At 68.7% G+C, this 25,360-nt stretch carries 23 protein-coding genes and 1 pseudogene; 12 read left to right on the top strand and 12 right to left on the bottom strand.

What is annotated here, in order from left to right:
- Positions 1-1,447: 2-oxoacid:acceptor oxidoreductase subunit alpha (locus ACFVXC_RS38065; protein ID WP_389915373.1), on the bottom strand; the 1,447-nt coding region annotated here is incomplete at its 3' end.
- Between the two features lie 184 nt (positions 1,448-1,631).
- A complete protein-coding gene (locus tag ACFVXC_RS38060; RefSeq protein ID WP_389915370.1) occupies positions 1,632-3,026 on the bottom strand; it encodes a His/Gly/Thr/Pro-type tRNA ligase C-terminal domain-containing protein in 1,395 nt (464 codons plus the stop codon).
- Positions 3,027-3,417: 391 nt separating this feature from the next.
- Here ACFVXC_RS38060 and ACFVXC_RS38055 point away from each other — a divergent pair, with 391 nt between their 5' ends.
- Complete coding sequence (locus ACFVXC_RS38055; RefSeq protein ID WP_389915367.1) at positions 3,418-4,203, top strand: hypothetical protein; 786 nt, start codon at positions 3,418-3,420, stop codon at positions 4,201-4,203.
- A gap of 40 nt (positions 4,204-4,243) precedes the next feature.
- Here the strand turns inward: ACFVXC_RS38055 and ACFVXC_RS38050 are convergent, their stop codons facing one another.
- Positions 4,244-5,017 (bottom strand): alpha/beta fold hydrolase, encoded by a 774-nt coding sequence (locus tag ACFVXC_RS38050; RefSeq protein ID WP_389915364.1) that lies wholly within the window; start codon positions 5,015-5,017, stop codon positions 4,244-4,246.
- 261 nt (positions 5,018-5,278) lie between these two features.
- Here ACFVXC_RS38050 and ACFVXC_RS38045 point away from each other — a divergent pair, with 261 nt between their 5' ends.
- The gene (locus ACFVXC_RS38045) at positions 5,279-5,800 is read left to right on the top strand and encodes a GtrA family protein (protein WP_389915361.1); all 522 of its coding nucleotides are present in this window, start codon (positions 5,279-5,281) and stop codon (positions 5,798-5,800) included.
- Between the two features lie 125 nt (positions 5,801-5,925).
- Here ACFVXC_RS38045 and ACFVXC_RS38040 read toward each other — a convergent pair whose 3' ends face one another.
- Entirely contained in the window at positions 5,926-7,503 is a 1,578-nt protein-coding gene (locus ACFVXC_RS38040) for an acyl-CoA carboxylase subunit beta (RefSeq protein ID WP_389915358.1), read from the bottom strand.
- A gap of 288 nt (positions 7,504-7,791) precedes the next feature.
- Here ACFVXC_RS38040 and ACFVXC_RS38035 point away from each other — a divergent pair, with 288 nt between their 5' ends.
- Positions 7,792-8,553, top strand: coding sequence for a thioesterase II family protein (locus ACFVXC_RS38035; RefSeq protein ID WP_389915356.1), 762 nt, complete (start codon positions 7,792-7,794; stop codon positions 8,551-8,553).
- Between the two features lie 182 nt (positions 8,554-8,735).
- On the opposite strand, the pseudogene ACFVXC_RS38030 reads toward ACFVXC_RS38035, so the two are convergent.
- The 5 genes and pseudogenes from ACFVXC_RS38030 to ACFVXC_RS38010 all read right to left on the bottom strand — a co-directional run.
- Positions 8,736-9,200, bottom strand: a pseudogene (locus ACFVXC_RS38030) (hypothetical protein); the annotation flags it as partial.
- 363 nt (positions 9,201-9,563) lie between these two features.
- Positions 9,564-10,349 (bottom strand): ABC transporter permease, encoded by a 786-nt coding sequence (locus tag ACFVXC_RS38025; RefSeq protein WP_389915353.1) that lies wholly within the window; start codon positions 10,347-10,349, stop codon positions 9,564-9,566.
- Positions 10,346-11,332: an ATP-binding cassette domain-containing protein gene (locus ACFVXC_RS38020; protein WP_389915390.1), complete on the bottom strand. Its 987-nt coding sequence runs from the start codon at positions 11,330-11,332 to the stop codon at positions 10,346-10,348. Before ACFVXC_RS38020 ends, ACFVXC_RS38025 begins: the two co-directional genes overlap by 4 nt.
- A 221-nt stretch (positions 11,333-11,553) precedes the next feature.
- On the bottom strand, positions 11,554-11,919 hold the full coding sequence (locus ACFVXC_RS38015; RefSeq protein WP_389915351.1) for a DUF1048 domain-containing protein: 366 nt from the start codon (positions 11,917-11,919) through the stop codon (positions 11,554-11,556).
- Between the two features lie 400 nt (positions 11,920-12,319).
- Entirely contained in the window at positions 12,320-13,156 is an 837-nt protein-coding gene (locus ACFVXC_RS38010) for a putative nonproteinogenic amino acid hydroxylase (RefSeq protein ID WP_389915348.1), read from the bottom strand.
- 526 nt (positions 13,157-13,682) lie between these two features.
- On the opposite strand from ACFVXC_RS38010, the gene ACFVXC_RS38005 reads away from it, so the two are divergent.
- Genes ACFVXC_RS38005 through ACFVXC_RS37995 form a run of 3 tightly spaced genes read left to right on the top strand, consistent with a single transcriptional unit; the run spans position 13,683 to position 15,369 of the window.
- Positions 13,683-13,994: a phosphopantetheine-binding protein gene (locus ACFVXC_RS38005; RefSeq protein WP_389915345.1), complete on the top strand. Its 312-nt coding sequence runs from the start codon at positions 13,683-13,685 to the stop codon at positions 13,992-13,994.
- Positions 13,991-14,635, top strand: coding sequence for a cytochrome P450 (locus ACFVXC_RS38000; RefSeq protein WP_389915343.1), 645 nt, complete (start codon positions 13,991-13,993; stop codon positions 14,633-14,635). Before ACFVXC_RS38005 ends, ACFVXC_RS38000 begins: the two co-directional genes overlap by 4 nt.
- Entirely contained in the window at positions 14,632-15,369 is a 738-nt protein-coding gene (locus tag ACFVXC_RS37995) for a thioesterase II family protein (RefSeq protein ID WP_389915340.1), read from the top strand. The genes ACFVXC_RS38000 and ACFVXC_RS37995 overlap by 4 nt, the downstream gene beginning before the upstream one ends.
- 577 nt (positions 15,370-15,946) lie before the next feature.
- On the opposite strand, the gene ACFVXC_RS37990 is transcribed toward ACFVXC_RS37995, so the two are convergent.
- A complete protein-coding gene (locus ACFVXC_RS37990; protein ID WP_389915337.1) occupies positions 15,947-16,870 on the bottom strand; it encodes a phytanoyl-CoA dioxygenase family protein in 924 nt (307 codons plus the stop codon).
- A 413-nt stretch (positions 16,871-17,283) separates the two neighbouring features.
- Between ACFVXC_RS37990 and ACFVXC_RS37985 the strand changes: the two genes are divergently transcribed.
- The 3 genes from ACFVXC_RS37985 to ACFVXC_RS37975 all read left to right on the top strand — a co-directional run bounded on the left by ACFVXC_RS37985 (position 17,284) and on the right by ACFVXC_RS37975 (position 20,371).
- Positions 17,284-18,456, top strand: coding sequence for a methyltransferase (locus ACFVXC_RS37985; RefSeq protein ID WP_389915335.1), 1,173 nt, complete (start codon positions 17,284-17,286; stop codon positions 18,454-18,456).
- A gap of 155 nt (positions 18,457-18,611) precedes the next feature.
- A complete protein-coding gene (locus tag ACFVXC_RS37980) occupies positions 18,612-19,694 on the top strand; it encodes a prephenate dehydrogenase (protein ID WP_389915388.1) in 1,083 nt (360 codons plus the stop codon).
- Between the two features lie 86 nt (positions 19,695-19,780).
- A complete protein-coding gene (locus ACFVXC_RS37975; protein WP_389915332.1) occupies positions 19,781-20,371 on the top strand; it encodes a transposase in 591 nt (196 codons plus the stop codon).
- A gap of 305 nt (positions 20,372-20,676) precedes the next feature.
- Here the strand turns inward: ACFVXC_RS37975 and ACFVXC_RS37970 are convergent, their stop codons facing one another.
- Positions 20,677-21,120, bottom strand: coding sequence for a hypothetical protein (locus ACFVXC_RS37970; RefSeq protein ID WP_389915329.1), 444 nt, complete (start codon positions 21,118-21,120; stop codon positions 20,677-20,679).
- Between the two features lie 811 nt (positions 21,121-21,931).
- On the opposite strand from ACFVXC_RS37970, the gene ACFVXC_RS37965 reads away from it, so the two are divergent.
- From ACFVXC_RS37965 to ACFVXC_RS37955, 3 genes are read left to right on the top strand one after another with little or no spacing between them, the layout of a single operon-like run.
- Positions 21,932-22,261, top strand: coding sequence for a PadR family transcriptional regulator (locus ACFVXC_RS37965; RefSeq protein ID WP_389915326.1), 330 nt, complete (start codon positions 21,932-21,934; stop codon positions 22,259-22,261).
- Positions 22,262-22,263: 2 nt separating this feature from the next.
- The gene (locus ACFVXC_RS37960; protein ID WP_389915323.1) at positions 22,264-22,653 is read left to right on the top strand and encodes a DUF1048 domain-containing protein; all 390 of its coding nucleotides are present in this window, start codon (positions 22,264-22,266) and stop codon (positions 22,651-22,653) included.
- 41 nt (positions 22,654-22,694) lie between these two features.
- Complete coding sequence (locus tag ACFVXC_RS37955; protein ID WP_389915320.1) at positions 22,695-23,927, top strand: serine hydrolase domain-containing protein; 1,233 nt, start codon at positions 22,695-22,697, stop codon at positions 23,925-23,927.
- 325 nt (positions 23,928-24,252) lie between these two features.
- Here ACFVXC_RS37955 and ACFVXC_RS37950 read toward each other — a convergent pair whose 3' ends face one another.
- Entirely contained in the window at positions 24,253-25,353 is a 1,101-nt protein-coding gene (locus ACFVXC_RS37950) for an alpha-hydroxy acid oxidase (protein ID WP_389915317.1), read from the bottom strand.
- Between the last annotated feature and the right edge of the window lie 7 nt (positions 25,354-25,360).

Raw genomic sequence — 25,360 nt, 5'->3', positions numbered from 1 at the left:
GGTGCTCAAGACCCGGCGTACCGGGAATCGCCCAGGGGCGGGCCAGGGTCCGCGGATCACGCTTGTAGGGCCAGAACACCTCACTCCCGTCGTCCTGGGTGTGGTTGGTGCCCGAGGCGAACCGCACGCGCAGATCGGGGAGTTCATCAATGTCCGGGATGCGCCAGGGCTCGGAGCCGTTGGCCAGATACCCGTCACTCAAAAGGAAGACGGGGGTGCGGTAGGTGACCGCGATACGGGCCGCCTCGATCGTGGCGTCGAAGCAGTCGGCCGGGGTCTTCGGCGCCACGATCGCCACCGGCGCCTCACCGTTGCGCCCGAACATCGCCTGCAGAAGATCCGCCTGCTCCGTCTTGGTCGGCAGCCCCGTGCTCGGCCCGCCGCGCTGGATGTCCACGATCAGCAGCGGCAGCTCCAGCGACACCGCGAGCCCGATCGTCTCCGACTTCAGAGCCACCCCCGGCCCCGACGTCGTCGTCACCGCCAGCGACCCGCCGAACGCCGCCCCCAGAGCGGCCCCGATCCCGGCGATCTCATCCTCCGCCTGGAACGTGCGCACCCCGAAATTCTTGTGCCGGCTCAGCTCGTGCAGGATGTCGGAGGCCGGAGTGATCGGATACGAACCCAGATACAGCGGCAGATCCGCCTGCCGGCCCGCCGCGATCAACCCGTAGGACAGCGCGAGATTCCCCGAGATGTTGCGATACGTACCCGCCGGGAACGCCGCCGCCGCCGGAGCCACCTCGTAGGAGACCGCGAAATCCTCCGTCGTCTCACCGAAATTCCAACCCGCCCTGAACGCCGTCACGTTCGCCTCGGCGATATCCGGCTTCTTGGCGAACTTCGCCCGCAGGAACCTCTCCGTCCCCTCGGTCGGCCGGTGATACATCCACGACAGCAGACCCAGCGCGAACATGTTCTTACTGCGGCCCGCGTCCTTGCGCGAAAGACCGGACTCCCTCAGCGCCTCGACCGTCAGCGCCGTCAACGGCACCCGATGCACGCTGTAACCATCCAGCGAACCATCCTCAAGCGGTGAGACCTCATAGCCCACCTTCGCCATCGCCCGCTTGGAGAACTCATCCGTATTGACAATGATCTCCGCCCCGCGCGGCACATCGGCGATGTTCGCCTTCAAAGCCGCCGGATTCATCGCCACCAGCACATTCGGCGCGTCACCCGGCGTAAGGATGTCGTGATCGGCGAAATGCAACTGAAAGGAGGAAACACCCGGCAGAGTGCCGGCAGGAGCACGGATCTCAGCCGGGAAGTTCGGCAGCGTCGACAGGTCATTCCCAAACGACGCCGTCTCCGAAGTAAACCGGTCACCAGTGAGCTGCATACCATCACCCGAGTCACCCGCAAAACGGATGATCACCCGATCCAGACGGCGTACATCCTTCTTACCCGCTCCTGTTCCGCCCGCGGAAGTGGTTTGCACGGTCATAGGTGTGTCTGCTCCTGTCTTGCTGGTCCGCGAGCGCAGGCGGACACGTCGGCGGACACGCGTAGCGGCGCGGGGTCGTACACCGCTCAGAGGCTATGCACCGCTGGTCGAGCGGCGCTTGTGCGGTCGCAGGCGCGTACTTGAGCGGGCGTCGCGGCAGGGTACGACCCTGCCGCGGTGCTGTTCAGGAGGCGCCGGCGAACGGCAGGGGCGCGGTCCCGACAGGCGTGTCGGGGCGACAGCGCAGCCAGCCGGGCAACTGCTCGGCCAGGAAGTCCTGGTAGTCCAGGTCGGTGGGCGTCCGGCCGCCGGACTGGAAGCGCGGCTGCTCGGAGAGTTCGCGGTCGCCGACCACGCAGTACAGCGGCTGCCATTCGCTGCGCAGCCGGGCGATGCGGGCCCCGATCGGTCGCTTGAACTCCAGGTCGACCGCGGTGCGTACGCCGTCGATCCACAGTGGCCCGGCCAGTTCGTAGGCGCGGCCCACGTGCTTCTCGGCGAGCGGCAGGAACACCACCTGGTGCCAGGCGAGTTCGGCGGGGATCACTCGCGGCCCGAGGCCGGACAGGCCCCGGCCGATCAGCAGCGGCAGCAGTCGTGAGCCGCCCATGGCGAGGCGGGCGTGGATGAGGCCGGGATGCTCCCCGGTGTCCATGCGAATGTTGAATCGGGACGCGTTGACCTCGTCGAGCCGCAGGTTCTGCAGCGTCACGAGTTCGTAGCCCGAGGAGACGAGGATGCCGGTCTGCTGCGCGTAGCGTTCGGGGCGCGCGGCGGCGAGGCGTCGTACGACGGTGATGCCGCCCGCGGCCTTGGCGCACCGCTGGTGGAAGTCGTCGGTGTCGTGGCTGGTGCCGACGACGGAGTCCAGGACGTGGACGTAGTCCTGCTGGAACCAGTACGCGGTGGACTCCGCGGCGTGCTGGAGCGCGTGCAGATAGCGCTCGGCGACGTCGTCGGGGTGACACCAGATGTGGACGTCGGGCACGTTGAACTGGTGGCGGCGCCGGATGTCGGTCTCGTCGGGCCCGAAGCGGCGGAAGACCGGCTGGGGGCTGTACATCGCGTAGGGCAGCCTGGCCCGCTGCAGGACGGCGTCCTTGAGCCAGGAGAAGAGGCCGGGGTCGGTGGCGTAGGCCAGGGTGAGCCCGCCGTCGGCGCCTCCGTCGGCATCCGCGATCTCGAACGTCCGGCCCTGCTCGCCGTACTGGTCCGCCAGCGCGCGCATCGGCTCGGCGGATCCGTCGAACACCACGGGAAGGTGCACGGTGTTGACCTCGAGTCCGGCCAGGTGCCGCGCGTTGAAGGCGTCCACACCCGCTTCCAGGACCGCGCCGCGCGGCAGGGTCGTCAGGAAGCCGCGCGGGCCGCCCTGGCGGCTGACGAGTTGCAGGGTCTCCGCGGTGCGCATGACGTCGTCGCGTGTGCAGCGGTGCTCGGGGTCCTCGTCGGCGAGCATGCGCAGTGCCGAGTTGTCGGGGTCGATGGCGCCGAGCGCGGCCGGGTAGTCGCTTTCCGATCCCCGCCAGAGGACGTTTCCCGAACTGTCGAGTATCTGGACGTCCACTACCTGGCCCATGAATCTCCCTCCGGGTCCATCGCTGCGAGTGTTCGCCGTGACGGACGTGAAACTATGAGGGCCTTCGGAGGGCGTCAATGAATCCTTGCCGTGTGTGCAGCCGAACTCGAGCCTGATTCCAGCGGGTTGGGGAAGGTGGGCCCGGGGGCCGTGCGCACCGCCTTGAACTGCGGTGATCGCGGCGAAGTGGTAGCACTTGAATGTCACTTGAGGACGCTGTGTCCGGGGTGCGGTTCACCTGTGTTCCACGGCGTGCGAATTCCCCGCGCGAACCCGCTTCAGAAGCGCTGGACATTCCCTTGAGGGTCGGCACCTTCCAATTGCCCCTGCCGCGGTGGCACTCATAACGTGGGTGCCCGTCACCGTGCGGAGCAGGAAGGTACGCAGTCATATGACCGTCGCGCTCGATCCCACCTCCCCAGGCGCCCGCTCCTCGGCAACCGGCCCCTCGGGCGCCACCGGTACGGGCACCGGTGCGCGCAATCTACCCATCAGGCTCGCCGGACTCGTCGGTGACACCGACGCGTTCTTCGGCGAGGTATGGAACATCAGGCCCGCGTCCTTCCACTGCCGCGCGCTGCCCGACGCGCCTGCGCCGGCCGACCTGTGGGAGCGCGATCCGGCCGCCCAGGAGCGGTTCGCGGCCGGCGAGAGCGTGTGTTTCGACGCGCCGGGCGAGTGGCTGCCCGGCATCGCGGACCTCGTCACCGCGCTGCGTGAGGACCTCTGGGCCTCCGGCGCCCGCGCGGCCCTGGTGCTGAGCCCGCCGGGCACCCTCGCTCCCCCGCCGTCGGCCGAGGCCGACCACGCGTTCGTGCTGCAGTTGGACGGCAGCAGCAGTTGGGACCTCGCCTACGGACGGGTGCCGGTGACGATCACTCTGCACCGCACGAGCGCCGTCTATCTGCCGCCGGGCCACGCCTGCCCCTCGGCCGTCGGCGATCAGGACTCGCTGCAGCTGGTCCTCAGCGTCCAGGAGGCCGGCGCCCGCGAGGTCGCCGAACGCGCCATCGCCGCCTTCCTCCGGGCTGCCGAGGCGGCCCCGGTGCCGCGCATGCACCCGGCGGTCGTGGACGAGAAGGTGGGCTGGCTGCGCGCCCAACTCGCCGGGCTCATGCCGGGGCAGGACGTCAGCGCGCTCGTCCGCAGGGCACTGGGCGAGGAACCGACGGCGTGAACGGTCTCTGACCCGCTGGGTCCGCCGGCTCCGCACCGGGTCACACGGCGAGCCGCTCGGCAGCCTGCCGCAGGGCCGCGTTCACCGCTTCGGGCCGCTCCTGGTGCGGCATATGGCCCGCGCTCTCGATGAGGCGGAACGTGCCGTGCGGGGCGAGGTCCGCCAGGACCCGCGACACCTCGCAGGGGATCGAGGCGTCCAGGGCGCCGTGCAGGAACAGCACCGGAACGGCCAGCTCACGGATCCGCTCGCGCGGGTCGTACGAAGCGCCGTCGGCGAACAGTTCGTCGACGTGCTCGCTGGACTCCAGGATCTGCCGCAGCGTCGAGGCGATCAGCTCCGGGGGCGCCGCCGGGCTGTACCAGGTGGGCACCCACTCGGCGAACTGCGCGGCCCGGTCGGTCGCGGCGGCGACCTCCACCAGCTTGTCGCTCATCGCGACGGCCGGCCAGTAGCCGGGTCCGTCGATGGAGACGATCCCGCCGATCCGGTCGGGAGCGGCGAGCGCCGCCTCGATCGCGAACACCGCGCCGACCGAACTGCCCACCACGACGGGCCGGTCGAGGTCCAGCGCATCGATCACGGCGAGGACGTCCGCGGTGTTGCCGGCGATGTCGTTGCCCTCGGCGGGCCGGTCCGAGCGGCCGCAGCCCCGCGAGTCGACGGCGAACATCCGGTGGTCCCTGGCCAGATCCGCCAACTGCGCGTCCCAGACCCGGCCGCTGGTGCCGGTGCCGTGCAGCAGCACCATCGCGGGGCCCTGGCCACGCTCCTCGACGTGGAGGCGGATCCCGCCTGCATCGACGTACGCCATGGTGCGCTCCTCAGTTTCCCGCGATTCCCGTTCGCGTCCCCGTCCGGTACAGGACTCGCATGCCCCGACCATAGCGTTCAGCCTCATTCCATTGCAACGATCATAGCGAGGCCGTTGCATTAACACCCATCACGTTGCAACGATTTCACTGCCTCTACCTGCATAGATAATGTTAGTACGCAACGACATCATTGCTGAATGAGTGAATGCAACGTAGCGTTTCTCTCATCAGAAACAGTCGGGCGGCAAAGGGGTGGAGTCATGGAAACAGCGCACAACCGACAGGCGGCGCCCGGCGCCTTCGCCTCCTTCGCCCGCTTCGTACTCTGTGGCGGCGGGGTGGGGGTCGCCTCCAGCTTCGCCGTGGCCGCCCTCGCATCCTGGATGCCCTGGAGCCTGGCCAACGCCCTGATCACCGCGGCCTCCACACTCCTCGCCACCGAACTGCACGCCCGCTTCACCTTCGGCGCGGGCGGACGCGCGACCCGCCGACAGCACGCGCAGTCCGCCGAGGCCGCGGCGGCCGCCTACGCGCTGACGTGCCTGGCGATGCTCGTCCTGCACCAGTTGGTGGCGTCGCCCGGCGCGGTCCTGGAGCAGGGCGTCTACCTCTGCGCATCCGCACTCGCCGGTGTCGCACGGTTCGTGGTGCTTCGCCTGGTCGTCTTCGCACGCGACCGCTCACGGGCCACGACCCCCCTCCGCGTCACCCACCCCGTGCACGCGACCCCGGCTCGCCCCGCGGCCCAGGCCGACCCCACGGCTCTCTGCCCCGCCGCCTGACCGGTCCACGAGGGTGAGCAGGGCGACGGTGACGGCGGCCAGCTCCGCCCGGGTCGGGTCGCCCGCCACGACGACGAGCGCCCCGCCGACCGCGTCCGCGAAGGCCCTCGTGGGCTCGCCCGCGGTCACTGGGGCTGATTCCCGTGCTTGCGCCAGGGCTGCGCCACGTACTTGGTGCGCAGCATCGCGAGCGCGTCAATCAGCCTCACGCGGGTCTGCGCGGGGTCGATGACATCGTCCACCAGGCCGCGCTCCGCCGCGTAATACGGGTGCATGAGCTGATCCCTGTACTCCTTGACGCGCTGCTCGCGGGAGAGCTCGGGATCGTCGGCGGCCGCGATCTCGCGCCGGAAGATGACGCCCGCGGCGCCCTCGGCCCCCATCACCGCGATCTCGTTGCCGGGCCAGGCCAGCGACACGTCCGAGCCGATGGAGCGCGAGTCCATGACGATGTACGCGCCTCCGTAGGCCTTGCGCAGGATCAACTGGATGCGGGGAACCGTCGCGTTGCAGTACGCGAAGAGGAGTTTGGCGCCGTGCCGGATGATGCCGCCGTGCTCCTGGTCGACGCCGGGCAGGAACCCCGGCACGTCCACCAGCGTCACGAGCGGGATGTTGAAGGAGTCACACATCTGCACGAAGCGGGCCGCCTTCTCGCTGCCCTTGATGTCGAGGACCCCGGCGAGCGAGGCGGGTTGGTTGGCGACGATGCCGACGACATGGCCGTCGAGGCGGGCCAGGGCGCACACCACGTTGGGCGCCCAGAACTCGTGCACCTCGAAGAAGTCGCCGGCGTCGACGAACTCCCCGATGACCTTCCGTATGTCGTACGACTGCTTGGCGTCGGACGGCACCAGGTCGAGCATGGCCGGGGTCAACCGGTCGGGCCGGTCGGCGGAAGGCTCCGACGGCGGCTGCTCACGGTTGTTGGCGGGCAGGAAGGACAACAGGTAGCGGACATCAGCGAGGCAGCTCGCCTCGTCGTCGTAGGCGAATCCCGCCACCCCGGAGACAGTGGCGTGGGCGTCGGCGCCGCCCAGGCCGTTCTGGCTGATCCGCTCCCCGGTGACGGCCCGCACCACGTCGGGACCGGTGATGAACATCTGCGAGGTGCCGCGCACCATGAACACGAAGTCGGTCAGCGCCGGGGAGTAGGCCGCCCCGCCCGCGCACGGGCCCATCATCACGCTGATCTGCGGGATGACCCCGGAGTTGCGTACGTTGCGCTGGAAGATCCCGCCGTATCCGGCGAGCGCGGTCACCCCTTCCTGGATGCGCGCCCCGGCGCCGTCACAGAGGCCGACGATCGGTGCGCCCGCCGTGGCGGCCATGTCCATGATCTTGTGGATCTTCTCGGCGTGCGCCTCTCCGAGGGAGCCTCCGAAGATCCTGAAGTCATGCGCGTAGGCGAAGACGGTACGACCGAGCACCCGGCCCCAGGCGGTGACCACGCCGTCGGTGTAGGGGCGCGTGTCTTCCAGACCGAAGCCGCTCGCCCGGTGTCTGCGCAACCCTTCGACCTCGGTGAACCGTCCGTCGTCGAAGAGGAGCAGCAGCCGCTCCCGGGCCGTGAGCTTGCCCTTGGCGTGCTGCGCCTCGGTGGCCTTGTCGCTGGGCCCCCGGCGCATGGCGTCACGTTTGGCCTCGAGTTCGGCGACGGTGCCGCGCTGCCGCCCGGTCGGCCTGTCGTCCAGAGCCGTCATGAGCTTCCCCTTCCGGCCGTCGTGATGGACCACCAGCTTCTGCCGTGCCGCTCGAAGACGGTTAGAGCACCTGACCGCCGCGCCGGCTCTCCACCACCCCGCGAGCATCCGTCGAGCACGCGGCGCGATGCTCGCAGTCGTGAGCTCCCAGGCGTGCCACAAGCCCGCGCGGAGCACCGAACCGCCCGCCGGCGCCCACATCCCCCGAGGTGCCGGCGGGCCTTCCCCATGCCCGCCGCCGGTTCGGTGAGAACGGTTGACCGGCATAGACGAAGGGACACACCCACCATGAACAGCAGGTGGTTGAGACGCTTCACCGCGACCACGGGAGACGGGCCGCTGCTCGTGTGCTTCCCGCACGCGGGGGGCAGCGCTGCCGGGTACGTCCCGCTGGCGCGCGCTCTGCCGGCCGAGTTCGACGTGGTGTCCGTGCAGTACCCCGGGCGCCAGGACCGGTACGCCGAGGCTCCGTTCACCACACTGGCCCCGCTCGTCGAGGCAGTGGCCGGGGAACTGGCCCACGAACTGGCCCGGGTCCCCGAAAGGCCGTATGCCCTGTTCGGTCACAGCATGGGCGCGCTCGTCGCCTTCGAGACAGCGCGCCTGCTCGTCCAGAACGGACTGCCCGTACCGCAGAGGCTGTTCCTCTCCGGCCGGGGAGGGCCGCTGTGCCGTACCGGCGACGAGGGCGAGCCCTGGGACGACGCCGACGTACTGGCCGACCTGCACCGCCTTGGCGGAACCGATCAGACCATGCTCGACGACCCGGACCTCCTGGAGATGGTGCTGCCGGCACTGCGCGCCGACTACCGGGCAGTCGCCACGTACGAGTGGACCGGGGGCGAGCCTCTCGCCGTTCCCGTGACCACCCTGATCGGGGACCAGGACCCGATGGTGACGGTTCAAGAAGCGCGGACGTGGGGGGAGTTCACCAGAGGCGACTTCGGCCTGAAGGTCTTTCCCGGTGGCCATTTCTATCTGACCGACCAGATCGGGGAGGTCGCCGCGACCGTCCGTGAAGGGCTGCTCGCAGGTGCCGTTGCTTCCTGACCGGCTGTCAGCCGTGTGCCGTGCGGCTATGCGGCCTCGATGAGCTCGGTGAGGAACGCGGGAGGTGCGCGGTGCCCCCACGCCGCCCGTCTCGCGTCCGTGCGCCGGTGCGCCGAAGGAACGTTCAGGAGGCGTGGCAGGGGGCCCCGGGGCAGGGCAGGGGCGCGCAGGGGTCCGCGGTCGGGCACAGGGCGGGGGTCGCGGGCAGTGGTCGTGGTCCGTGAGCGGCTGTGTGGGAAGACGACGAGGCGCAGCACTGCGAATCGTGCGACACCCGCGAGCGCGGAGGCGGCGAGATAGACGGCCTGCTCCAGGACCGCGCCGGGCGATGCCACCAGCTGCTGCAGGACGAGCATGGCCAGGCCGGTGACCGCGTAGGCGGCTGCCGCGGATCCGGCTGATTGTGCGTGCTCGCGTCGGGTCGCGCGTCCGCCAGCGCCGAAGGTGAAGCGGGCGTGCAGTTCGGTGGCCAGGAGTGTGCAGGCCGCGGTGATCAGGGCGTTGGCCAGGGCCCAGGGGATCAGCGATGCGAGGGCGGCCACGGCGAAGCTGGAGGCGATCCCCACACCGCCGCCGCAGAGCACGAAGCGGGCGAAGGAGGTGAAGGCGCCGGGCGCCGCCCGCTGCCGGGCCTGTGCTGTCACCATGATCCAACCCCTTTCGCTGTCGAGAACCCCAGGGCGCCTCATCAACGCCTGTACTGAAACCGGCCTCTCATCAATCGACCCCACCGGCACCGGCAACTCATCGCGGAGGCCGCGAGCACCGGCAACTCGTCGCAGAGGCTGCGAGCACCGGCAACTCGTCGCAAAGGTCGGCAGCACCGGCGCGGCAGGCCGCCGCGGTTGTTCACGCCTGCCCAACAGCCCTGTCTCCTGGGGGAGTTCCCACCGGTTGCGGCCGCTGCCCCGCCCTGCCTGGCCGGGGACGCCGACAGGGCGGCGTTCGCCGACGCGGAGTCGGAGGACGCCGCCCTGGAGCGGGACGGCTGCGGGCCGCAGCCTGCGCGCCTACTTCGCGTCGCGGTTGAACTGCGCCATCGACCAGCGGTAGCCGAGCACGATCAGGCCGACGCACCAAGCGAGGGCGATCCACCAGTCGTTGCCGATCTCGGTGCCGAGGAGCAGGCCGCGCAGGGTCTCGATGGCGGGCGTGAAGGGCTGGTACTCAGCGATGGGCCGGAACCAGCCGGGCATCGTTTCGGCCGGGATGAAGGCGCTGGAGATGAGCGGCAGCAGGATCAGCGGCTGGGCGCTGTTGGCGGCTGCCTCGGCGTTCGGGCTGGCCGCGCCCATGCCGACGGCGATCCAGGTGAGCGCCACGGCGAACAGCGCGAGAAGTCCGAACGCGGCCAGCCATTCCAGGGCGGTGGCGTCGGTGGAGCGGAAGCCGATGGCCACAGCGACGGCGCCGACGAGGACCACGCTGGCGAGGCACTGCAGGACGCTGCCGACGACGTGCCCGATCATCATGGAGCCGCGGTAGATCTTCATCGTGCGGAAGCGGGCGATGAGGCCCTCGTTCATGTCCATGGAGACGTAGACCGCGGCGCCGATCACGGTGCTTCCGATGGTCATCATCAGGATGCCCGGGACGATGTAGGCGATGTAGTCGGAGCGATCGCTGCCGCCGATGCCCGTGCTCATCACGTCGCCGAAGATGTAGACGAAGAGCAGCAGCAACATGATCGGCGCGAGCAGCAGGTTCAGGGTGCCGGACGGGTAGCGCCGCGTGTGCAGGAGGTTGCGGCGCAGCATCGTGTTCGAGTCGCGGATGGCGAGGGACAGGGCGCTCATCGGACGGTCTCCTTGGTCTGGCTGATGACGTTGGCAGGGCCGGTCAGGGCGAAGAAGACGTCGTCGAGGTCGGGGGTGTGGACGGTCAGCTCGTCGGCCTCGATGCCCTCGGTGTCCAGCCAGTCGAGGATGGAGCGCAGTTCGCGCTGGCTGCCGTCGCTGGGGATCTGGAGCGCCAGTGCCTCGTCGTCCGTGGTGACGTCGCGCAGGGCGGTGGTGGCGGACCGGTAGGCGACCGGGTCGGTGAAGCGGAGGCGGACGTGCCCGCCGGGGATGAGCCGCTTGAGTTCTTCCGCGGTGCCTTCGGCGGCGATCTTGCCGTCGTTGAGTACGGCGATGCGGTCGGCGAGCTCGTCGGCCTCTTCGAGGTACTGGGTGGTGAGGAAGACGGTCACCCCGCCGGAGACGAGGCCGCGGATGATGCCCCACATGTTGTGGCGCGAGCGGGGGTCGAGGCCGGTGGTGGGCTCGTCGAGGAAGATGATCCGCGGGTTGCCGACCAGCGTCATGGCGATGTCCAGGCGGCGCTTCATGCCGCCGGAGTAGCTGGAGGCGGGCTTCTTCGCGGCCTCCACCAGGTCGAAGCGCTCCAGGAGTTCGGCTGCGACCCGGCGGCCCTCCTGCTTGGAGAGGTGGTGCAGGTCGGCCATGAGGAGCATGTTCTCCTCGCCGGTGATCAGGCCGTCGACGGCGGAGAACTGTCCGGTGACACCGATCGTGGCGCGCACCGCCTGGGGGTCGGCGGCCAGGTCGTGGCCGCCGACGTGCAGTTCGCCGGCGTCGGCGGTGATGAGCGTGGAGAGGATCTTCACGGCGGTGGTCTTCCCGGCGCCGTTGGGGCCCAGCAGCGCGAACACGGACCCGGCCGGGATCTGCAGAGCGATGCCGTCGAGCACGGTCTTGTCGCCGTACGCCTTTCGCAGACCGACGGCGGAGATGGCGGCCGACGAGGTGCGACCATCACTCTTTACGGATGTGGGCATGACAGATGAAGGCATGGGGCCCTCCCGATCGAAGGCTGAGGTTAATGGGGGGTGGTTGATGTGAGCACGGCCGTTGTGAGGGGGCGGGCTCGGCTGAAGTCGTCGCCCTTCGACGCATCGGCATCCACGTCGTGCGGCGCGGGCAACTTCTCGCCGTATTTTCTGCAGGACTCCTCAAGGGCCCACGCGGATCACCGGTCAGGCAGTCGTGCCCGCGGCCCTCAGGCCTCGTTCGCGGCTTGGGTGATGGCGTCGGTGAGCTGCGTGCGTGCGCGGTCGGGGACGTAGCCGCCCTGTGAGTAGTTCTGGGCGAACGCGTCGACGAACTCGACCGGGTCTTCGCCGACGATCTCGCGGATCGCGGTGGCGTCGGCCGCGGCCTGTTCGAAGAGGTCGGCGAGGTCGTCGAACATCGACGTGTTGGAGTCGGCGTCGGTGGGCACGAAGTTCATCAGGTACCGCTCGATCGCCTCGGCCGCCGCGCGATAGCTCTCGGGCAGGTCCTTCACTCGGGCCCTGTAGGCCCGCCAGTGCTTCTTGGGTCCGATCGCCTTGGCGATGAAGCCGCTCTTCTCGTCCTGGGACATGGATACTTGCTCCCTTCGTGGAGCTGTCGCAGTCGTTCCGTGAGGAAGCTCCACGTCCTCCAGAACTCTTCGAGGTACTCCCGTCCCTGGGCGTTGAGGGAGTGCACCTTGCGCGGTGGCCCCTTCTCCGAAGCGACCTTGCTAGTAAGCGCTGTTGAGTACCGGTACACCGTAACGCTGACTACCGGTACTTAGCAAGACGGAATAGCTGAGATGTCTGCCTGCACTGCAAACGCCCAGTGCAGCGGCCTCTCTTCACGGCACCGCACGCGTGCAACTCACCGAGCCTGGCGGGCGGTTGGCCAACGGGGTCGCTCAGAGTCCCGGCCGGACCGCCGCGCCGGCCGGTTCGCCGGGTCCGCAGGACCCTCGCCCCGGTGGCCGACGGCAACCAGACCTCTCACCAGAGGAAGACCTCCCCGTCGGCCCGCTTCTGGATGCAGTAGGTGCCGAACGCACGCGCTTTCACGGCCATGTCGGCGCTCCCGGTGAGCCGCGCCGCCTCCTCGTACCAGTCGTACGTCGTGGCCGCATGCGAGCGCCGCTCGAAGTGGAACTCGACGAATCGACGGAACTCTGACCGCATGGACTCCGGGGAGAAGCCGCTGCCGACGCCGAGGAGTTCCTTGAGTTCCGCTTCGGACGCTTCGGGCCGTTCGATGATGCGGATGGGCTCGGTCGCGGGTACTTCCTTGCGGATCGCGATGGGCTCATCGGCGCCCGAAAAGTCGAGGCAGAGGGACAACCGGGCCGTCTCGGCGGAGCTGCGTGTCGAATGAGGATCGGTCGTGTGTATCTTCCAGACCTCACCGCGGCGGAGGTGATAGACGGTGTCGTTCTCGGAATGGAGGTTTTCCTCGCTGGTGCGCAGCGGAATCTGCAGCCTGGTGCCGGGTTCGGCCCATTCGAGAAAGTCCACATGCGGGGCGAGGATCGCGTCCTCGGCTCGGAAGATGCGCACCCACTGCAACCGGTCCAGGGGAAAGTGCTCGGTCACCAGGGACATGATGCCCGGCAACTGCTTGCCCAGTTCGGTGAGGGCCATACGGCCGTCGTGGGGGCGGAAGGAGGTGTCGGAATCCGCGCCGCTGCCGTTGGCCAGCACGTGGGATGACCACGACCCGAAGGTGAAGGCGTCGTATTCGCCTCCGTACTCATGGCCGTCAACGACGGAGAACTCGGAATCCAGGTCGTACAGGTCGATGGGCAGCACCGCGAGCCTTTGTGACTTGAGCAAGGAAGTCCCTCCCCTTCAACAGTCAAATTTTTCGACATGCCAGGTAAGCTGCCGAGCAGGTCATTTCCGTCCGTCACCGTAACTGTTCCGGGACGCGTCGGCTCCGCTGCGCGCAGCTGCCCTTAGTCGGCCTTGAGCATTCTTCGAGTACTCCTTGAGCGGATGGTGCAATTCGCGCCGATCCGCACGTACCACAGGCGCGACAGACACGTACCACAGGCGCGACAGAGTCGCCCGGTGCCCGGCAACCGGACGGGGAAGAGCGCGAGTTCCTGTCCTGTTGCCGGGACACTGGCGCTCCGCGGGGCGTTCGGGCACTGTCATCTCTTGTGCGGAGCTTCCCGGCCAAATATCTTGGCTTCGCGATGGCCCCCGGGTGTGAACAATTCACCAGGAGAAATCCCCCGGACTCCTTTCAGCCATTCAAAGGATCCATCTCGCCGACGAGGCAACGGAAAAGGCGCTCAGCGGCCGTGATGGTGTGGGCAGGGCACTCCCATTCGGCGCAGGAAGGAAAAGGCTGGCTATGGAATCGTCGCCGCAGGTCAAGGAGCGAGAGGGGCAGGACGAGGCTTCGGAGGGACAGGGCGCGCCTTCGGGTGCGCCCGAGCCACTGGTGCGGGAGGTCTCGGCACTGTGGGAGGAGTACCTCGACTCCGGTGAAGTCGGGGCGGACGATGACTTCTTCGCGCTCGGCGGCAACTCGCTGATCGGAATCAAGATCATCGACCGAGTGGCCCAGGACTACGGCGTCGAGCTGTCCGTGCGCGACTTCTACCTGGCCCAGACTCCGGCCCGGGTCGCCGAGCTCATCGAGAGGGGAAGGGCAGTGGCGTGAGGTTGACGCCTGGTGCCGGGTCGCGGCGGGCGGACGAGCACGAGGACGACAGCCTGCTCCGTCACCTCATGAGCGTCCGCCCGGGAGGCGCGCCGCTGACCGACGAGGAGATCGCGCTCGACGGCTACAGCATTCTCCTGGGCGCCAATGTGACGACGCCGCACACCGTTTCCGGCACCGTGCAGGCGCTCATCGAGCGGCCCGAGCAGTTCGCCAAGGCACAGGCCGACCCGAGCCTGATCCCGAACCTCGTCGAGGAGGGCCTTCGCTGGACATCGGCCGCCTGCAACTTCATGCGGTACGCCGTCGACGACGTCGAGATCGCCGGAGGCACCATTCCGGCCCGCGGGGCGGTCGTCGCCTGGATCGGCTCGGCCAACCGCGACGAGGCCCAGTTCACCGACCCCCACCAGTTCGACATCACGCGCAGTGGCGCGAAACGCCAGGTGGCGTTCAGGTTCGGAGCGCACTTCCGCATCGGGGCGCCGCTGACCCGGCTGACCCTGCGCGTCTTCTTCGAGGAGCTGCTCCAGCGGTTCGGCTCCATCGACCTCGCCGGCGAACCGCGGCACCTGCGGTCGTACTTCATCGCCGGGATGACCCACCTCCCCATCGTCGCCCAGAAACGAAGGACGCCATGACATCCGGCACCGCCACCGCCACGTCGCCGTGGTTCGTCCGGCCGCAGTCCGGCGATCACCGCGCACAACTCTTCTGCTTCCCCTACTCAGGGTCCGGAGCTTCGGCCTTCAGCGCCTGGCCGACCGCCATCGACGACGTCGAGGTCAGCCCGGTGCAGTTCCCCGGCCGCGAGAACCGGCTGGCCGCGCCCCACTACGGCACCTACGACAACCTCGCCGCCAGCCTGGTGGAACAGCTTGTGCCGCGTTCCGACCAGCCGTTCGCGTTCTTCGGGCACTGCGCGGGCGCACTTCCCGCGTACGAGACCGCGGTTCGGCTCGCCGAACGGGGCCTGCGCCAGCCGGACTGCCTCTTCGTGTCGGGCCAGCCGGCACCGCACGACGCCTCGCGCGACCGGATGCTCACCATGACCGAATCCGAACTGCGCGCCGAGCTGGAATCTGTCGTCCGCGGCCGGGGCATCGAACCGCGGCCGGACATGACCGATGTGGGCCTGGCCGTGCTGCTGCGTGACCTCGCCGCCGCGAGTGAGTACCGGCGGACGGAGCCCGTCGCGGTGGGATGCCCCATCGTCGTACTGCACTGGCGGGACGACCCCGCGATGAGTCTCGAACAGCTCCAGGGCTGGCGTCAGTACGCGGACTCGGTCGAGTTCCGCGTCGTCGACGGCGGACACCACGATTTCCTGAAGGCCCCGGAGGAACTGCTGAAGCTGCTGACCTCCTGGTGCTGAAGCGGTGCGCGGCTTGCGGCGCCCGGCGCCCCGCCCGGGAGACCGGGTCCTGAGCGAGCCCGGAAAGTCGCAGTGACGACCGCTTTCACGAGTCGATCGGCCGCGGATTCCTCACGGCCACACCCTGCGCGACCGTCTGAGCGCCCTCACGCAGTGCCCTTACGGGACTGCCCTTACGGGACTGAAGCTCCCGTAGACGCTGCTCTTCAACCACCCGGCCCCCCACCGCCGTCGCCCGCCGTCGCCCGCCGTCTACAGACCGAACTGCCGGGTTCCGAGGAGTCCGGCAGCGTCACCCCCGGTTCACGCTCCTTGCCGACGCGGACGAACCGATCGCCGTCGTGAGCATGGCCTGCCGCTGCCCAGGAGACGTCCGTGCCCCTAAGGACCTGAGAACCTGAGGACCTGTGGCGCTTGGTCAGCGAAGGCGAAGGCGAAGGACGTGGGCCTGCTGCTCCTCGAACGCCCGGCCCGGCGAGGACTGGTCGGCCGCTCCGCGAAGGGAGGCCGACGGCCGATGGCCCACCGCGGGTACCACGGTGGGCCATCGGCCGATGCTGCTGAGCTCCCGCTGTGCTCAGCGGGTCGTGGTGCCCGCGCGCAGCCGGTCGATCATGTGCCGTGTCGTCTCGATCGGGCTCTCGGAGAGGTCCTGGGAACGCACCGGCAGTGCCGCGTTGAGCTTGGCCGCCTTTTCGTCCCACTCGTCCTGGCCGGCGAACGGAATGGTCTCGCCCTCCTGGTAAGTGGGGAAGGGGCGGTAGCTGTTGAGGCCCTTGGTGTCGCTGCCGCGTACCAGCAGCGGGTCGATGTAGACCCCGTTGCCGTGCGTCCGCGTGCTCGTCGAGATGTAGCCCATGTCGAGACCGCACCGCCGCTTGGCGGAGGTGTTCGGGTCCGAGCAGTGCAGCAGGTTGGGGTGATGGATCGAGACATCCCCCGGCTGGAGCTCGATGTGCACGATGCCGCGTTCCTCGACCCACTCCCGCACCAGGTTCTCGTCGGAGGAGGAGAACAGCATGTTGTCCGTGTCCGTGCGGGACGACGGCTGGTGCAGCGGCAGCGCGTGGCTGCCCGGGATCATCTGCAGGCAGCCGTTCTCCGTGGTGGACTCGTCGACGGCCAGCCACACCGTGAGCGCCTCCATGGGGCTCAGCGGCCAGTACGCCCCGTCCTGGTGCCACAGCACGGGCTGTCCGTCGTACGCGGGCTTGCAGATGTAGTGGGCGGTGAAGGACGCCAGATCCGGGCCGAGGAAGAACTCCGCTATGTCCACCAGACGGGAGTCCGAGACCAGGCGGGCCCAGAAGGCGTCGTTGCGTATCAGCGGGTGGTGGAAGTGCTCGGGACGAAGGTCCGGGTACTTGCGGGTGAGCCAGTCGACATGGGCGTTCACCTCTTCCAGGAGTTCCTTCGAAACGACGTTGCGGATGATGGAGAAGCCCTGCTCGGCGTACTCCGCCGCTGCCTTCTCCAGAACACCATCGCCGAGTGGGTTCATGCGTCAGCTCCTTTTCAGGTGTTTCGGGTACTGCATGCCTTGCGGAACGGGTTATATGCCCGGCGCGGCCATGACGGCGAAACCGCCGACCAGCGGGAGAGCGAGCATTAGGCGTTCGGCAACCTCGATAATTTGATGGACAGTGACTCCGGCGCGCACGAAGGCGCGGCTTACCCTGCCGGGACCTTTCCGCTGTCCCGTCGACAGGACAGCGGTGCGGACGCCCACGTCCGCCGGTATTCAGCGGATACCTCGTCGCGGCCGACCATAGAGCGTGTCCCGGCCGTACGTCCATTACTTCACGGAATGTCGAACGGCATCCACGTCCACCCTGACAGTCGAACGGGCGGGCAGGGGCCCAAATCTGGATGTGAATCTGTGATTTGCAGCCGTCTTCTGGAATCCTCGTATGCGTGGCACATCAGGACGGAAATGATTCCATGAACCCGAATTGCACATCTCTGCCAGCGGACAGCGCATCTGATTTCGCAACCCGTCAGGCATCGACTACGAGTGGGGCGAGTACGCTGACTGAATTGGAAAAGCTGGTGCGCGGCGTGCCCGATCCGGTCGTGCGCGAATTCCTGCTGATGGCGGACGATAGCATCGTCACGGTGCTTCCCTACGCGCTGGCCATAGCCGCGCGGCTTGGTGTGGCCGACGCCTGCGCGCCGGACGGGTCGACGCCTGAGGAACTCGCGGACACCGTCGGCTTCGCGGCGGAGCCGCTCATGAGCCTGTTGAACGCCCTCACCGGTGCGGGCTTCTTCGCCCGGAATCATCGTGGGCGTTTCACCCCCACGGAGTTGGGCGCGGTGCTCAAGGCCGACTCAGCCGTGTCGATGCGGGCCACCCTGTCCAACCTGGACTCGTACCGGGCCTGGCTGCGGGCGGCCGACGCCGCGGCGGACAGGCAGCCGCTCCCGGCGGCCCACGGCGAGACCTTCTTCGTGGACCAGGACAGGAAGCCCACGACCGAGGCCGCCTTCAACACTCGCATGAAGGAGCGGGCCAAGCGCCTGTACGGCGGCCTGGCCGAACTGCCGGTGTGGGACGAGGCGCACACGGTCATGGACATCGGAGGTGGCACGGGCACGGTGATCTCTGCGATCCTGCAGGCCCAACCACACCTGAACGGCGTGCTGTTCGATCGCCGCTCAGTGATCGACCTGGCGGCGCACGACACCCCGCTCGCCCCGGTCCGGGACCGGTGCACGCTGGTGACCGGCGATTTCTTCGACGAGCTCCCCAAGGGCGCGGACGTGCACGTGCTGGGCAGCGTGCTGCACGACTGGGACGACGAGAAGGCCACCGCCATCCTGCGCGCCAGCCTCAGGGCGCTGTCCCCCGGCGGCCGGATACTGGTGTGCGAACTCCTCGTGCCCGAAGCCACCGAACCCCATCCGGCGCGCTGGAGCGACCTCGGCATGCTGGTGCTCCTCGGCGGCCGGGAGCGCACGCTGTCGTGGTTCGACAAGCTGTTCGCCGCTGCGGGCCTCGTCCGCACCAGGGTGCTGCCCGTCGGGGAGTCGAGCTTCAGCCTCATCGAGGCGACTGCGCCCCAGCCGCTTCTGCAGGACGGCTGACGGCCGGTCCGGAGGACCCCGGACAGCACTCGCTCAGGAAGTGGGTTCCACCAGCGGGCACCATCCGCTGGCAGGCACCATCGGAACGTTGAGCAACGCCCGGGTGCGTCCACAGCATCCGCTCCGTTGCCGACCCAGGAGTGGAAATGGTCTCGATGAAAGATGTCCTGGTGGTCGGCACCGGTTTGATAGGAACCTCGGTCGCGCTGGCCCTCAAGGCCCACGGGGTCGGCGTGTACCTGAGGGACTCGGATCCCGTCTCGGCCAAGATCGCGTCCTCCCTCGGCGCCGGCTCCGTGGAAGAACCGCCGAAGAGGGTGGATCTGGCCGTCGTGGCCGTCCCGCCGGCGCTGGTGGCCGATGTCCTCGTACGCCTGCAGGCCGAAGACGTGGCGCGGCACTACACCGACGTCGCCAGCGTCAAGGCCAGGCCGCAGCAGGACGCCATCGCTCTCGCCTGCGACAACGCACGCTACGTCGGCGGCCACCCGATGGCGGGCAGCGAGCGCAGCGGGCCGCTCGCCGCCCGGGCGGACCTCTTCGACGGGTGCAACTGGGTCCTCACGCCCACGGGCGAGACCGACACCGACACCCTGAACGCCGCACTCCAACTCGTGGCGGTGTGCGGGGCCGTGCCCGTGTTGATGGAGGCGGCGGCCCACGACCGCGCGGTCGGCCTTGTCTCGCACGCCCCGCACCTGGTGGCGAGCCTGGTCGCCTCCCTCCTGGAACCGGCCGATGAACGCATGGTGAGCCTCGCGGGCTCGGGCGTGCGCGACCTCACCCGTATCGCGGCCGCGGACCCGGGCCTGTGGGTGGACATCCTCGATGCCAACGCGCTGGTGGTGGCCGACCTGCTCGAAGAGCTGTCGGAAGGCCTGGACGACGCCGTCATGGGCCTGCGGGCCATGGGGGCAACCGACGACGACAAGCGCAGCAACGGCGCGCGCATCGTCGAGGACCTGCTGCGCCGCGGACAGGCGGGACGGGCCCGGATCCCCGCCAAGCACGGCACCGTTCCGGAGCAGTACGAGACGGTGACGGTCGTGATCGGCGACCAGCCGGGCGAACTGGCCCGGCTCTTCACCGACGCCTCCAGCGCCGGCGTCAACGTCGAGGACGTACACCTGGAGCACTCGGCGGGCCGGCCGACCGGCCGTGCCCAGCTCAGCGTCACCCGGGATCTGCGCGAGGTACTGGTGACGACCCTGCACAACCGTGGGTGGCGGCTCCACTAGCGGCGCCAAGCCCTCCGTTGGCGGCGCCAAACCCTCTGTTAGAAGCCGTGTCACATCTACTGAGAGAGGGCAAGAATCCGAGGTCGGTGACCGTGGTGGTCGACTCCCAGACCATCAAGGCCGATGCCACCGTCTCGAAGTCGACGACCGGCTATGACGCGGGGAAAAAAGCGACCGGCAGGAAGCGCCACCTAGCCGTGGACACACGCGGCCTGCCGGTGATGATGATGGTCACCCTCGCCAACGTTCATGATGCCCACGCCGCCCGCGACTTCCTCTTCCGACTCCGACTCGCGCACCCCGAAGTCACCCTGGTCTGGGCCGACTCCGCATACGGCGGCACGCTCGTCACCTGGGCCAAGAACCGCCTCAACCTCACCCTCAAAACCGTCAACCGCCCCAAAACCAAAGGCTTCGTCTTGCTACCCAAGCGCTGGGTCGTCGAGAGAAGCATTTCGTGGATCATGAGATCCCGGCGCAACTGCCGCGACTACGAAACGCTGCCCCAACACGCCGAAGCACACCTGGCCTGGACCGTCATGGCCCTGATGACCCGCCGCCTGACCAAACCCGTGGCCGCCTGGCGCGAGCCCAAACCTACGCCACCCCCACCGGCCCCGCCGCTACGAATCCGCCTGCACCCCTGGACCATTCGGCTCGCCCCTGCGCCTCTGTGACCAGGTCGCTCACGCAGCAGCGAAGCCACGCACCAGGGCGTCCCTGACCTCCGGCTTGCACCACTCGTCGGCCGGGATGAACACGATGCGGGCACAGCCCCGCTTCACGAAGCATGCCTGCGGCGGATAGTGCGGCACACCTCGTTCAGGATCGGGCCTGTCATGTGATCCGAGGCCGTGGCCACAGCGCCCGCACCTCCTTTTCAGCTTCGCCCGCACCCGATCGATCTCCGTTGGGTGTGGCTCCTTAGGAGGGAGCCACACCCCGGACGAGTTGCCTCAACACCCAGTGCGCCTGGTCGGGTTCACCAGGCGGGGGCGCCGCAGTTGCCACCTTGCAGACATGCCCGGAAGTTCAGGCCGTTGAGCTTGCTGTAGTCGCCGCGGAAGTCTTCGCCGTTTGCAGCGGTGCGGATGGTTGTCCAGTCCTGGCCCTTCCACTTGGCCTGGAGCAGCACGTACTTCCCGTCTTTCTTGTGGTCGTAGAACTTCCCCCAGAAGCTGCCGTAGTAGCTCTTGCCGTCCGCGCTCGACTTCCAGTCCCAGTGGATGTTGATCTGACCAGCACGGTTACTGGTCCACAGAGTCCTGTCCGCGCTCCCCGACCCCGCGGCGCGGATGTCGCCACTGTCGGACACGGCAGCCGGGGCTTCGCCCGAGGCGAATGCCGCAGGTGCGGTGATGCCACCCGTAGCTGTGGCAGCGCCGACGAGCAGGGCGAAGGCGGCAACCTTCATGCGCTTCCTCATGCTGATACCTCTCCTGCGGGCCACAGCGCGAGTCCCCCCGTCGGGTCCTGATTGCGCCCTGCAGCCGGCACGAGTCCCGGAGTCCCGGGCCTCAGTCCGTATGGCGCCTCCTCGAGGGGACCACGCCGCAGGAAATCTATCCGCGCAGGACCTCACGGTCGTCAATCAGGAGGTTGACTACCGGTTGCAACATTCGCGGTACAGCGGCGTCGCCTACTGCCAGGGTTTACCGGCCGCAAGCACGGGTGAGTGACCTGCGCCGCTCGGTCGAGCCGTCCCTCAGAACGAGCCGCACCCATCTCCGTTGCCTCCCCACGACTCACGTCAGCAGCGACATCCGTGCTGAAGACGCTCGGCGTCGTCTCGCAGGCACGGCCCGCAGGCCGCGGGCACCAGCACCCGCAGCCATGCTCCTCGTCGGCATCGGACGGGCACCGGCATACACACTGCGGCTCGCACGGCCGCTGAACCGTTGAACCGTCTCGGTCACCATGGCCTGCACAACGAGCCAGCCCTACTCCGGGATGCTCCCCTGCTCTGACCAGCCTCGATAACTCACAGCGAAGATGTGACACGGCTTCTTGGCGGCGCCAAACCCTCCGTTGGCGGCGCCAAACCCTCCGTCGCCGACGCACGGCCCTCAACTCGCCTTTCGACACCGGCGAGTTGGGGGCCGTTTGCGATACCCGTCGATCTCCACGAGCGGTGCCGATCCGCGCCCTCCCTAGTCTGTCTTGCTAAGTACTGGTAGTCAGTGTTACGGTGTACCGGTACTCAACAGCGCTTACTAGCGCAGGGAGGGAGGTGTTCCATGTCCAAGCTGCTGACGGAGATGCTCAAGGGCACCTTGGAGGGCATCGTTCTCGCGTCCTTGTCGGACCGGCCCGCGTACGGCTACGAGATCACGGCACGGCTGCGGGAACAGGGTTTCTCCGACATCGCCGAAGGGACCATCTACGCACTGCTCATCAGGCTCGAGAAGCGCGGGCTGGTCGACGTGGAGAAGGTCGCCTCGGAGAAGGGACCACCGCGCAAGGTGCACTCCCTCAACGCCCAGGGACGGGAGTACCTCGAAGAGTTCTGGGGGACGTGGAGCTTCCTCACGGAACGACTGCGACAGCTCCGCGAAGGAGGCAACTGAGCATGCCCGAGGACGAGAAGAGCGGCTTCATCGCCAAGGTGATCGGGCCCAAGAAGCGTTGGAGGGCCTACAAGGCCCGCGTGAAGGACCTGCCCGAGAGCTATCGCGCGGCGGCCGAGGCGATCGAGCGGTACCTGATGCACTTCGTGCCCACCGACGCGGACAGCAACGCGTCGATGTTCGACGACCTCGCCGACCTCTTCGAACAGGCCGCTGCCGACGCCACCGCGATCCGCGAGCTCGTCGGCGAAGACCCGGTGGAGTTCGTCGACGCGTTCGCCCAGAACTACTCACAGGGCGGCTATGTCCCCGACCGCGCACGCAAGCAGCTCACCGACGCCATCACCCAAGCCGCGAACGAGGACGACGGAGAAGACCAGGCGGGCCGGTAGCGCCACAGCACCAACGCTCGCCGCACGCAAGGAGATTCGCGATGGGAACAGGCAGTAACGGATTATCCACATCAGGGCTGCGTCGCCTGCGCGAGGTGCTGATGCGCCATGTGGAGTCCAAGAGGATCCCCGGGCTCGTCGCCCTGGTCAGCAGGGGCGAGGAGACACACGTCGAGACGATCGGGACGATGCGCCCTGACGGCGGCTCCCCGATGAGCCGGGACACCATCTGCCGGATGGCCTCAACGACCAAGCCGGTCGCGGTGGCAGCGGCGATGGTCCTGCTGGACGAGTGCCGGCTGCGCCTTGACGACCCGGTGGACGGCCTGCTGCCCGAGCTGGCCGACCGGCGTGTCCTGCGGCGGCCGGACGGACCGCTGGAGGACACCGTGCCGGCGCGGCGTCCGATCACCGTGCGGGACCTGCTCACCTCCACGTTCGGACTCGGCCTCGACATGACGGCGGCGCACTCTCCGATGATGGGCGCGTTTTTCAAGCAGGGGGTCTACGGGCAGGAATGGCTGTTGCCCGCAGTGGAGCCGGACGAGTGGATGCGTCGCCTGGGCACCCTCCCGCTGATGTACCAGCCCGGAGAGCGGTGGCTGTACAACATCAGCGATGACGTGCTCGGCGTGCTCGTCGCCAGGGCCGCCGGCCAGCCGTTCGAGACGTTCCTGCGCGAACGCGTTCTCGATCCCTTGGGCATGAAGGACACCGGTTTCCATGTGCCCGCCGACAAGATCGACCGACTCCCTCCGCTGTACGCCCCCGACCCGCAGACCGGAGAGTTCACGTTGGCGGACGAGGCCGAAGGGGGACACCACAGCCGGCCCCCGGCGTTCCCGTCGGGCGGCGGCGGACTGGACTCGACCGTCGACGACTATCACGCCTACTTCCGGATGCTCCTGAACCACGGGATGCACGGCACCCGACGAGTCCTGTCCCGGCAGTCCGTCGAGCTGATGACCACCAACCGCCTCACGCCCGGGCAACTCGCCGCCCGAGAAGCCTGGGCCCGCGACATCGTCCATCTGTCGCACGGCCAGGGGCAGCACGGCGGGTGGGGCTTCGGGATGGCGGTGCGCACCTACCGCGGTGACTTCGCGCCCGTCGGCCAGTTCGGCTGGGACGGCGGAGCCGGCACCTCGACGTACGCCGACCCGGACAACCAGCTCGTCGGCATCCTGCTCACCCAGACCGGGATGTCCACCCCGGATTCGGCGCAGGCCATCCACGACTTCTGGACCACCCTCTATCAGGCAATCGACGATTGACCTGCCACCGGTCCCGGACGGCCCGGCGCGCGTCACGTCTCCCCCGGTCGTGACTGGCACACCTGACCGTCCGTCGGCGCGGAGTGGGCCCCGGGATCACCCCGGAGCCCACTCCGCGTACATCTGTCCGGTCTCCGTCGACGAGCCCCGGCGGCCGGCCGCCCACCATCAGCGTCGGCCAGGTCGAGACAGACGCCGTGGTGGGCCTGTGTTCCAACCCGCCCGAGGGCGCGGTGGTGCTGTCGGCTCTGTCGGCTGTCGGCTGTCGGCTGTCGGCTGTCGGTGGATGAGAAGATGAGAAGTCGCAGATCTCCGGCGCAGGGCACTAGCGCCGCAGCACCTCGCGGGCCCGGTGGTGAGAGCCCCACTCATCGGCGCCGGATGCGGGCCGGACGAGTTCGGGGCCGATGTCGGCGAGCTCGTGGAGGCCTGCGAGCCCCATGGCGTCGGTCAGTTCACCGAGCAGGATGTTCAGCACATCCGTCACCCCCTGGGCTCCGTCGACGGCGAGGCCGTGCAGGATCGGGCGGCCGACAAGCACCGCGTCGGCGCCGAGCGCGAGCGCGGCGAGCACGTCCCGGCCACGGCGCACTCCCCCGTCGAGCAGGACGGGAACATGCCCGTCCACCGCCGTCACTATCTCCGGCAGGACATCGAGAGTCGCGGGAACACCGTCCAGCTGCCTCCCGCCGTGGTTGGACACGATGATGCCGTCCGCCCCGGCCTCGACGGCACGCGCCGCATCGGCGTCGGTGAGGATCCCCTTGAGCAGGACCGGCAGCGGACTGATCGAGCGCAGCCACTCCACCACCGACCAGTCGAGAGGAGCGAACTCGGCTCTGGCGTGCGCGGCGGGCACCGTGAAGTCGTGCCCCTCGAGGTTGGCCGGGACGATTCCCGCGGGAAGCCGGAAGCCGTTGCGCAGGTCCCTCAGCCTGCGGCCCATGTGGGGCGTGTCGACGGTGAGGACGAGCGCCTCGAAACCCGCGCCCTCCGCACGCTCGACAAGGCGCCGTGTCATCGCCCGGTCACGCAGGCAGTAGACCTGGAGCCAGAGCGGGCCGCCGCCGGCGGTGGCGAGTTCCTCGATGGTGCGCCCGGCGAAGGTGCTGATCACGACCGGCACACGGGCGGCCGCCGCCGTCCCGCGCACGGTGGCCAGCTCGCCCAGCGGGTGGGCCAGCGTGTGGTAACCCAGCGGCGCGACCGCCACCGGCGCGTCCCAAGAGCGGCCCAGGACCGTGATCGCCGTCTCGGGACGAACGGCGCCGCGCAGGACCCGCGGCCGCAGCCACAGCCGGTCGAACGCCCCGGCATTGGCCGCGAGCGTCCGTTCCTCGCCCGCGCCGCCCTCGAAGAAGTCCCAGACGGCGGGGGCGAGTCGGGACCTGGCCGATCTCTCGAAATCGCCGAGCGTGAGTCTCATCGCCCGT

Source organism: Streptomyces sp. NPDC058257 (assembly GCF_042881845.1).
Lineage (GTDB): Bacteria > Actinomycetota > Actinomycetes > Streptomycetales > Streptomycetaceae > Streptomyces.
Note: the sequence above shows the minus strand (reverse complement) of the source record. Positions and strands in the feature narration are given on the sequence as shown.

What these genes read in the sequence shown, in the direction of transcription:
- ACFVXC_RS38060 (WP_389915370.1), bottom strand. Translation starts at nt 3,026, where the DNA reads ATGGGCCAGGTAGTGGACGTCCAGATACTCGACAGTTCGGGAAACGTC.
- ACFVXC_RS38055 (WP_389915367.1), top strand. Translation starts at nt 3,418, where the DNA reads ATGACCGTCGCGCTCGATCCCACCTCCCCAGGCGCCCGCTCCTCGGCA.
- ACFVXC_RS38050 (WP_389915364.1), bottom strand. Translation starts at nt 5,017, where the DNA reads ATGGCGTACGTCGATGCAGGCGGGATCCGCCTCCACGTCGAGGAGCGT.
- ACFVXC_RS38045 (WP_389915361.1), top strand. Translation starts at nt 5,279, where the DNA reads ATGGAAACAGCGCACAACCGACAGGCGGCGCCCGGCGCCTTCGCCTCC.
- ACFVXC_RS38040 (WP_389915358.1), bottom strand. Translation starts at nt 7,503, where the DNA reads ATGACGGCTCTGGACGACAGGCCGACCGGGCGGCAGCGCGGCACCGTC.
- ACFVXC_RS38035 (WP_389915356.1), top strand. Translation starts at nt 7,792, where the DNA reads ATGAACAGCAGGTGGTTGAGACGCTTCACCGCGACCACGGGAGACGGG.
- ACFVXC_RS38025 (WP_389915353.1), bottom strand. Translation starts at nt 10,349, where the DNA reads ATGAGCGCCCTGTCCCTCGCCATCCGCGACTCGAACACGATGCTGCGC.
- ACFVXC_RS38020 (WP_389915390.1), bottom strand. Translation starts at nt 11,332, where the DNA reads ATGCCCACATCCGTAAAGAGTGATGGTCGCACCTCGTCGGCCGCCATC.
- ACFVXC_RS38015 (WP_389915351.1), bottom strand. Translation starts at nt 11,919, where the DNA reads ATGTCCCAGGACGAGAAGAGCGGCTTCATCGCCAAGGCGATCGGACCC.
- ACFVXC_RS38005 (WP_389915345.1), top strand. Translation starts at nt 13,683, where the DNA reads ATGGAATCGTCGCCGCAGGTCAAGGAGCGAGAGGGGCAGGACGAGGCT.
- ACFVXC_RS37995 (WP_389915340.1), top strand. Translation starts at nt 14,632, where the DNA reads ATGACATCCGGCACCGCCACCGCCACGTCGCCGTGGTTCGTCCGGCCG.
- ACFVXC_RS37990 (WP_389915337.1), bottom strand. Translation starts at nt 16,870, where the DNA reads ATGAACCCACTCGGCGATGGTGTTCTGGAGAAGGCAGCGGCGGAGTAC.
- ACFVXC_RS37980 (WP_389915388.1), top strand. Translation starts at nt 18,612, where the DNA reads ATGAAAGATGTCCTGGTGGTCGGCACCGGTTTGATAGGAACCTCGGTC.
- ACFVXC_RS37970 (WP_389915329.1), bottom strand. Translation starts at nt 21,120, where the DNA reads ATGAGGAAGCGCATGAAGGTTGCCGCCTTCGCCCTGCTCGTCGGCGCT.
- ACFVXC_RS37965 (WP_389915326.1), top strand. Translation starts at nt 21,932, where the DNA reads ATGTCCAAGCTGCTGACGGAGATGCTCAAGGGCACCTTGGAGGGCATC.
- ACFVXC_RS37960 (WP_389915323.1), top strand. Translation starts at nt 22,264, where the DNA reads ATGCCCGAGGACGAGAAGAGCGGCTTCATCGCCAAGGTGATCGGGCCC.
- ACFVXC_RS37955 (WP_389915320.1), top strand. Translation starts at nt 22,695, where the DNA reads ATGGGAACAGGCAGTAACGGATTATCCACATCAGGGCTGCGTCGCCTG.
- ACFVXC_RS37950 (WP_389915317.1), bottom strand. Translation starts at nt 25,353, where the DNA reads ATGAGACTCACGCTCGGCGATTTCGAGAGATCGGCCAGGTCCCGACTC.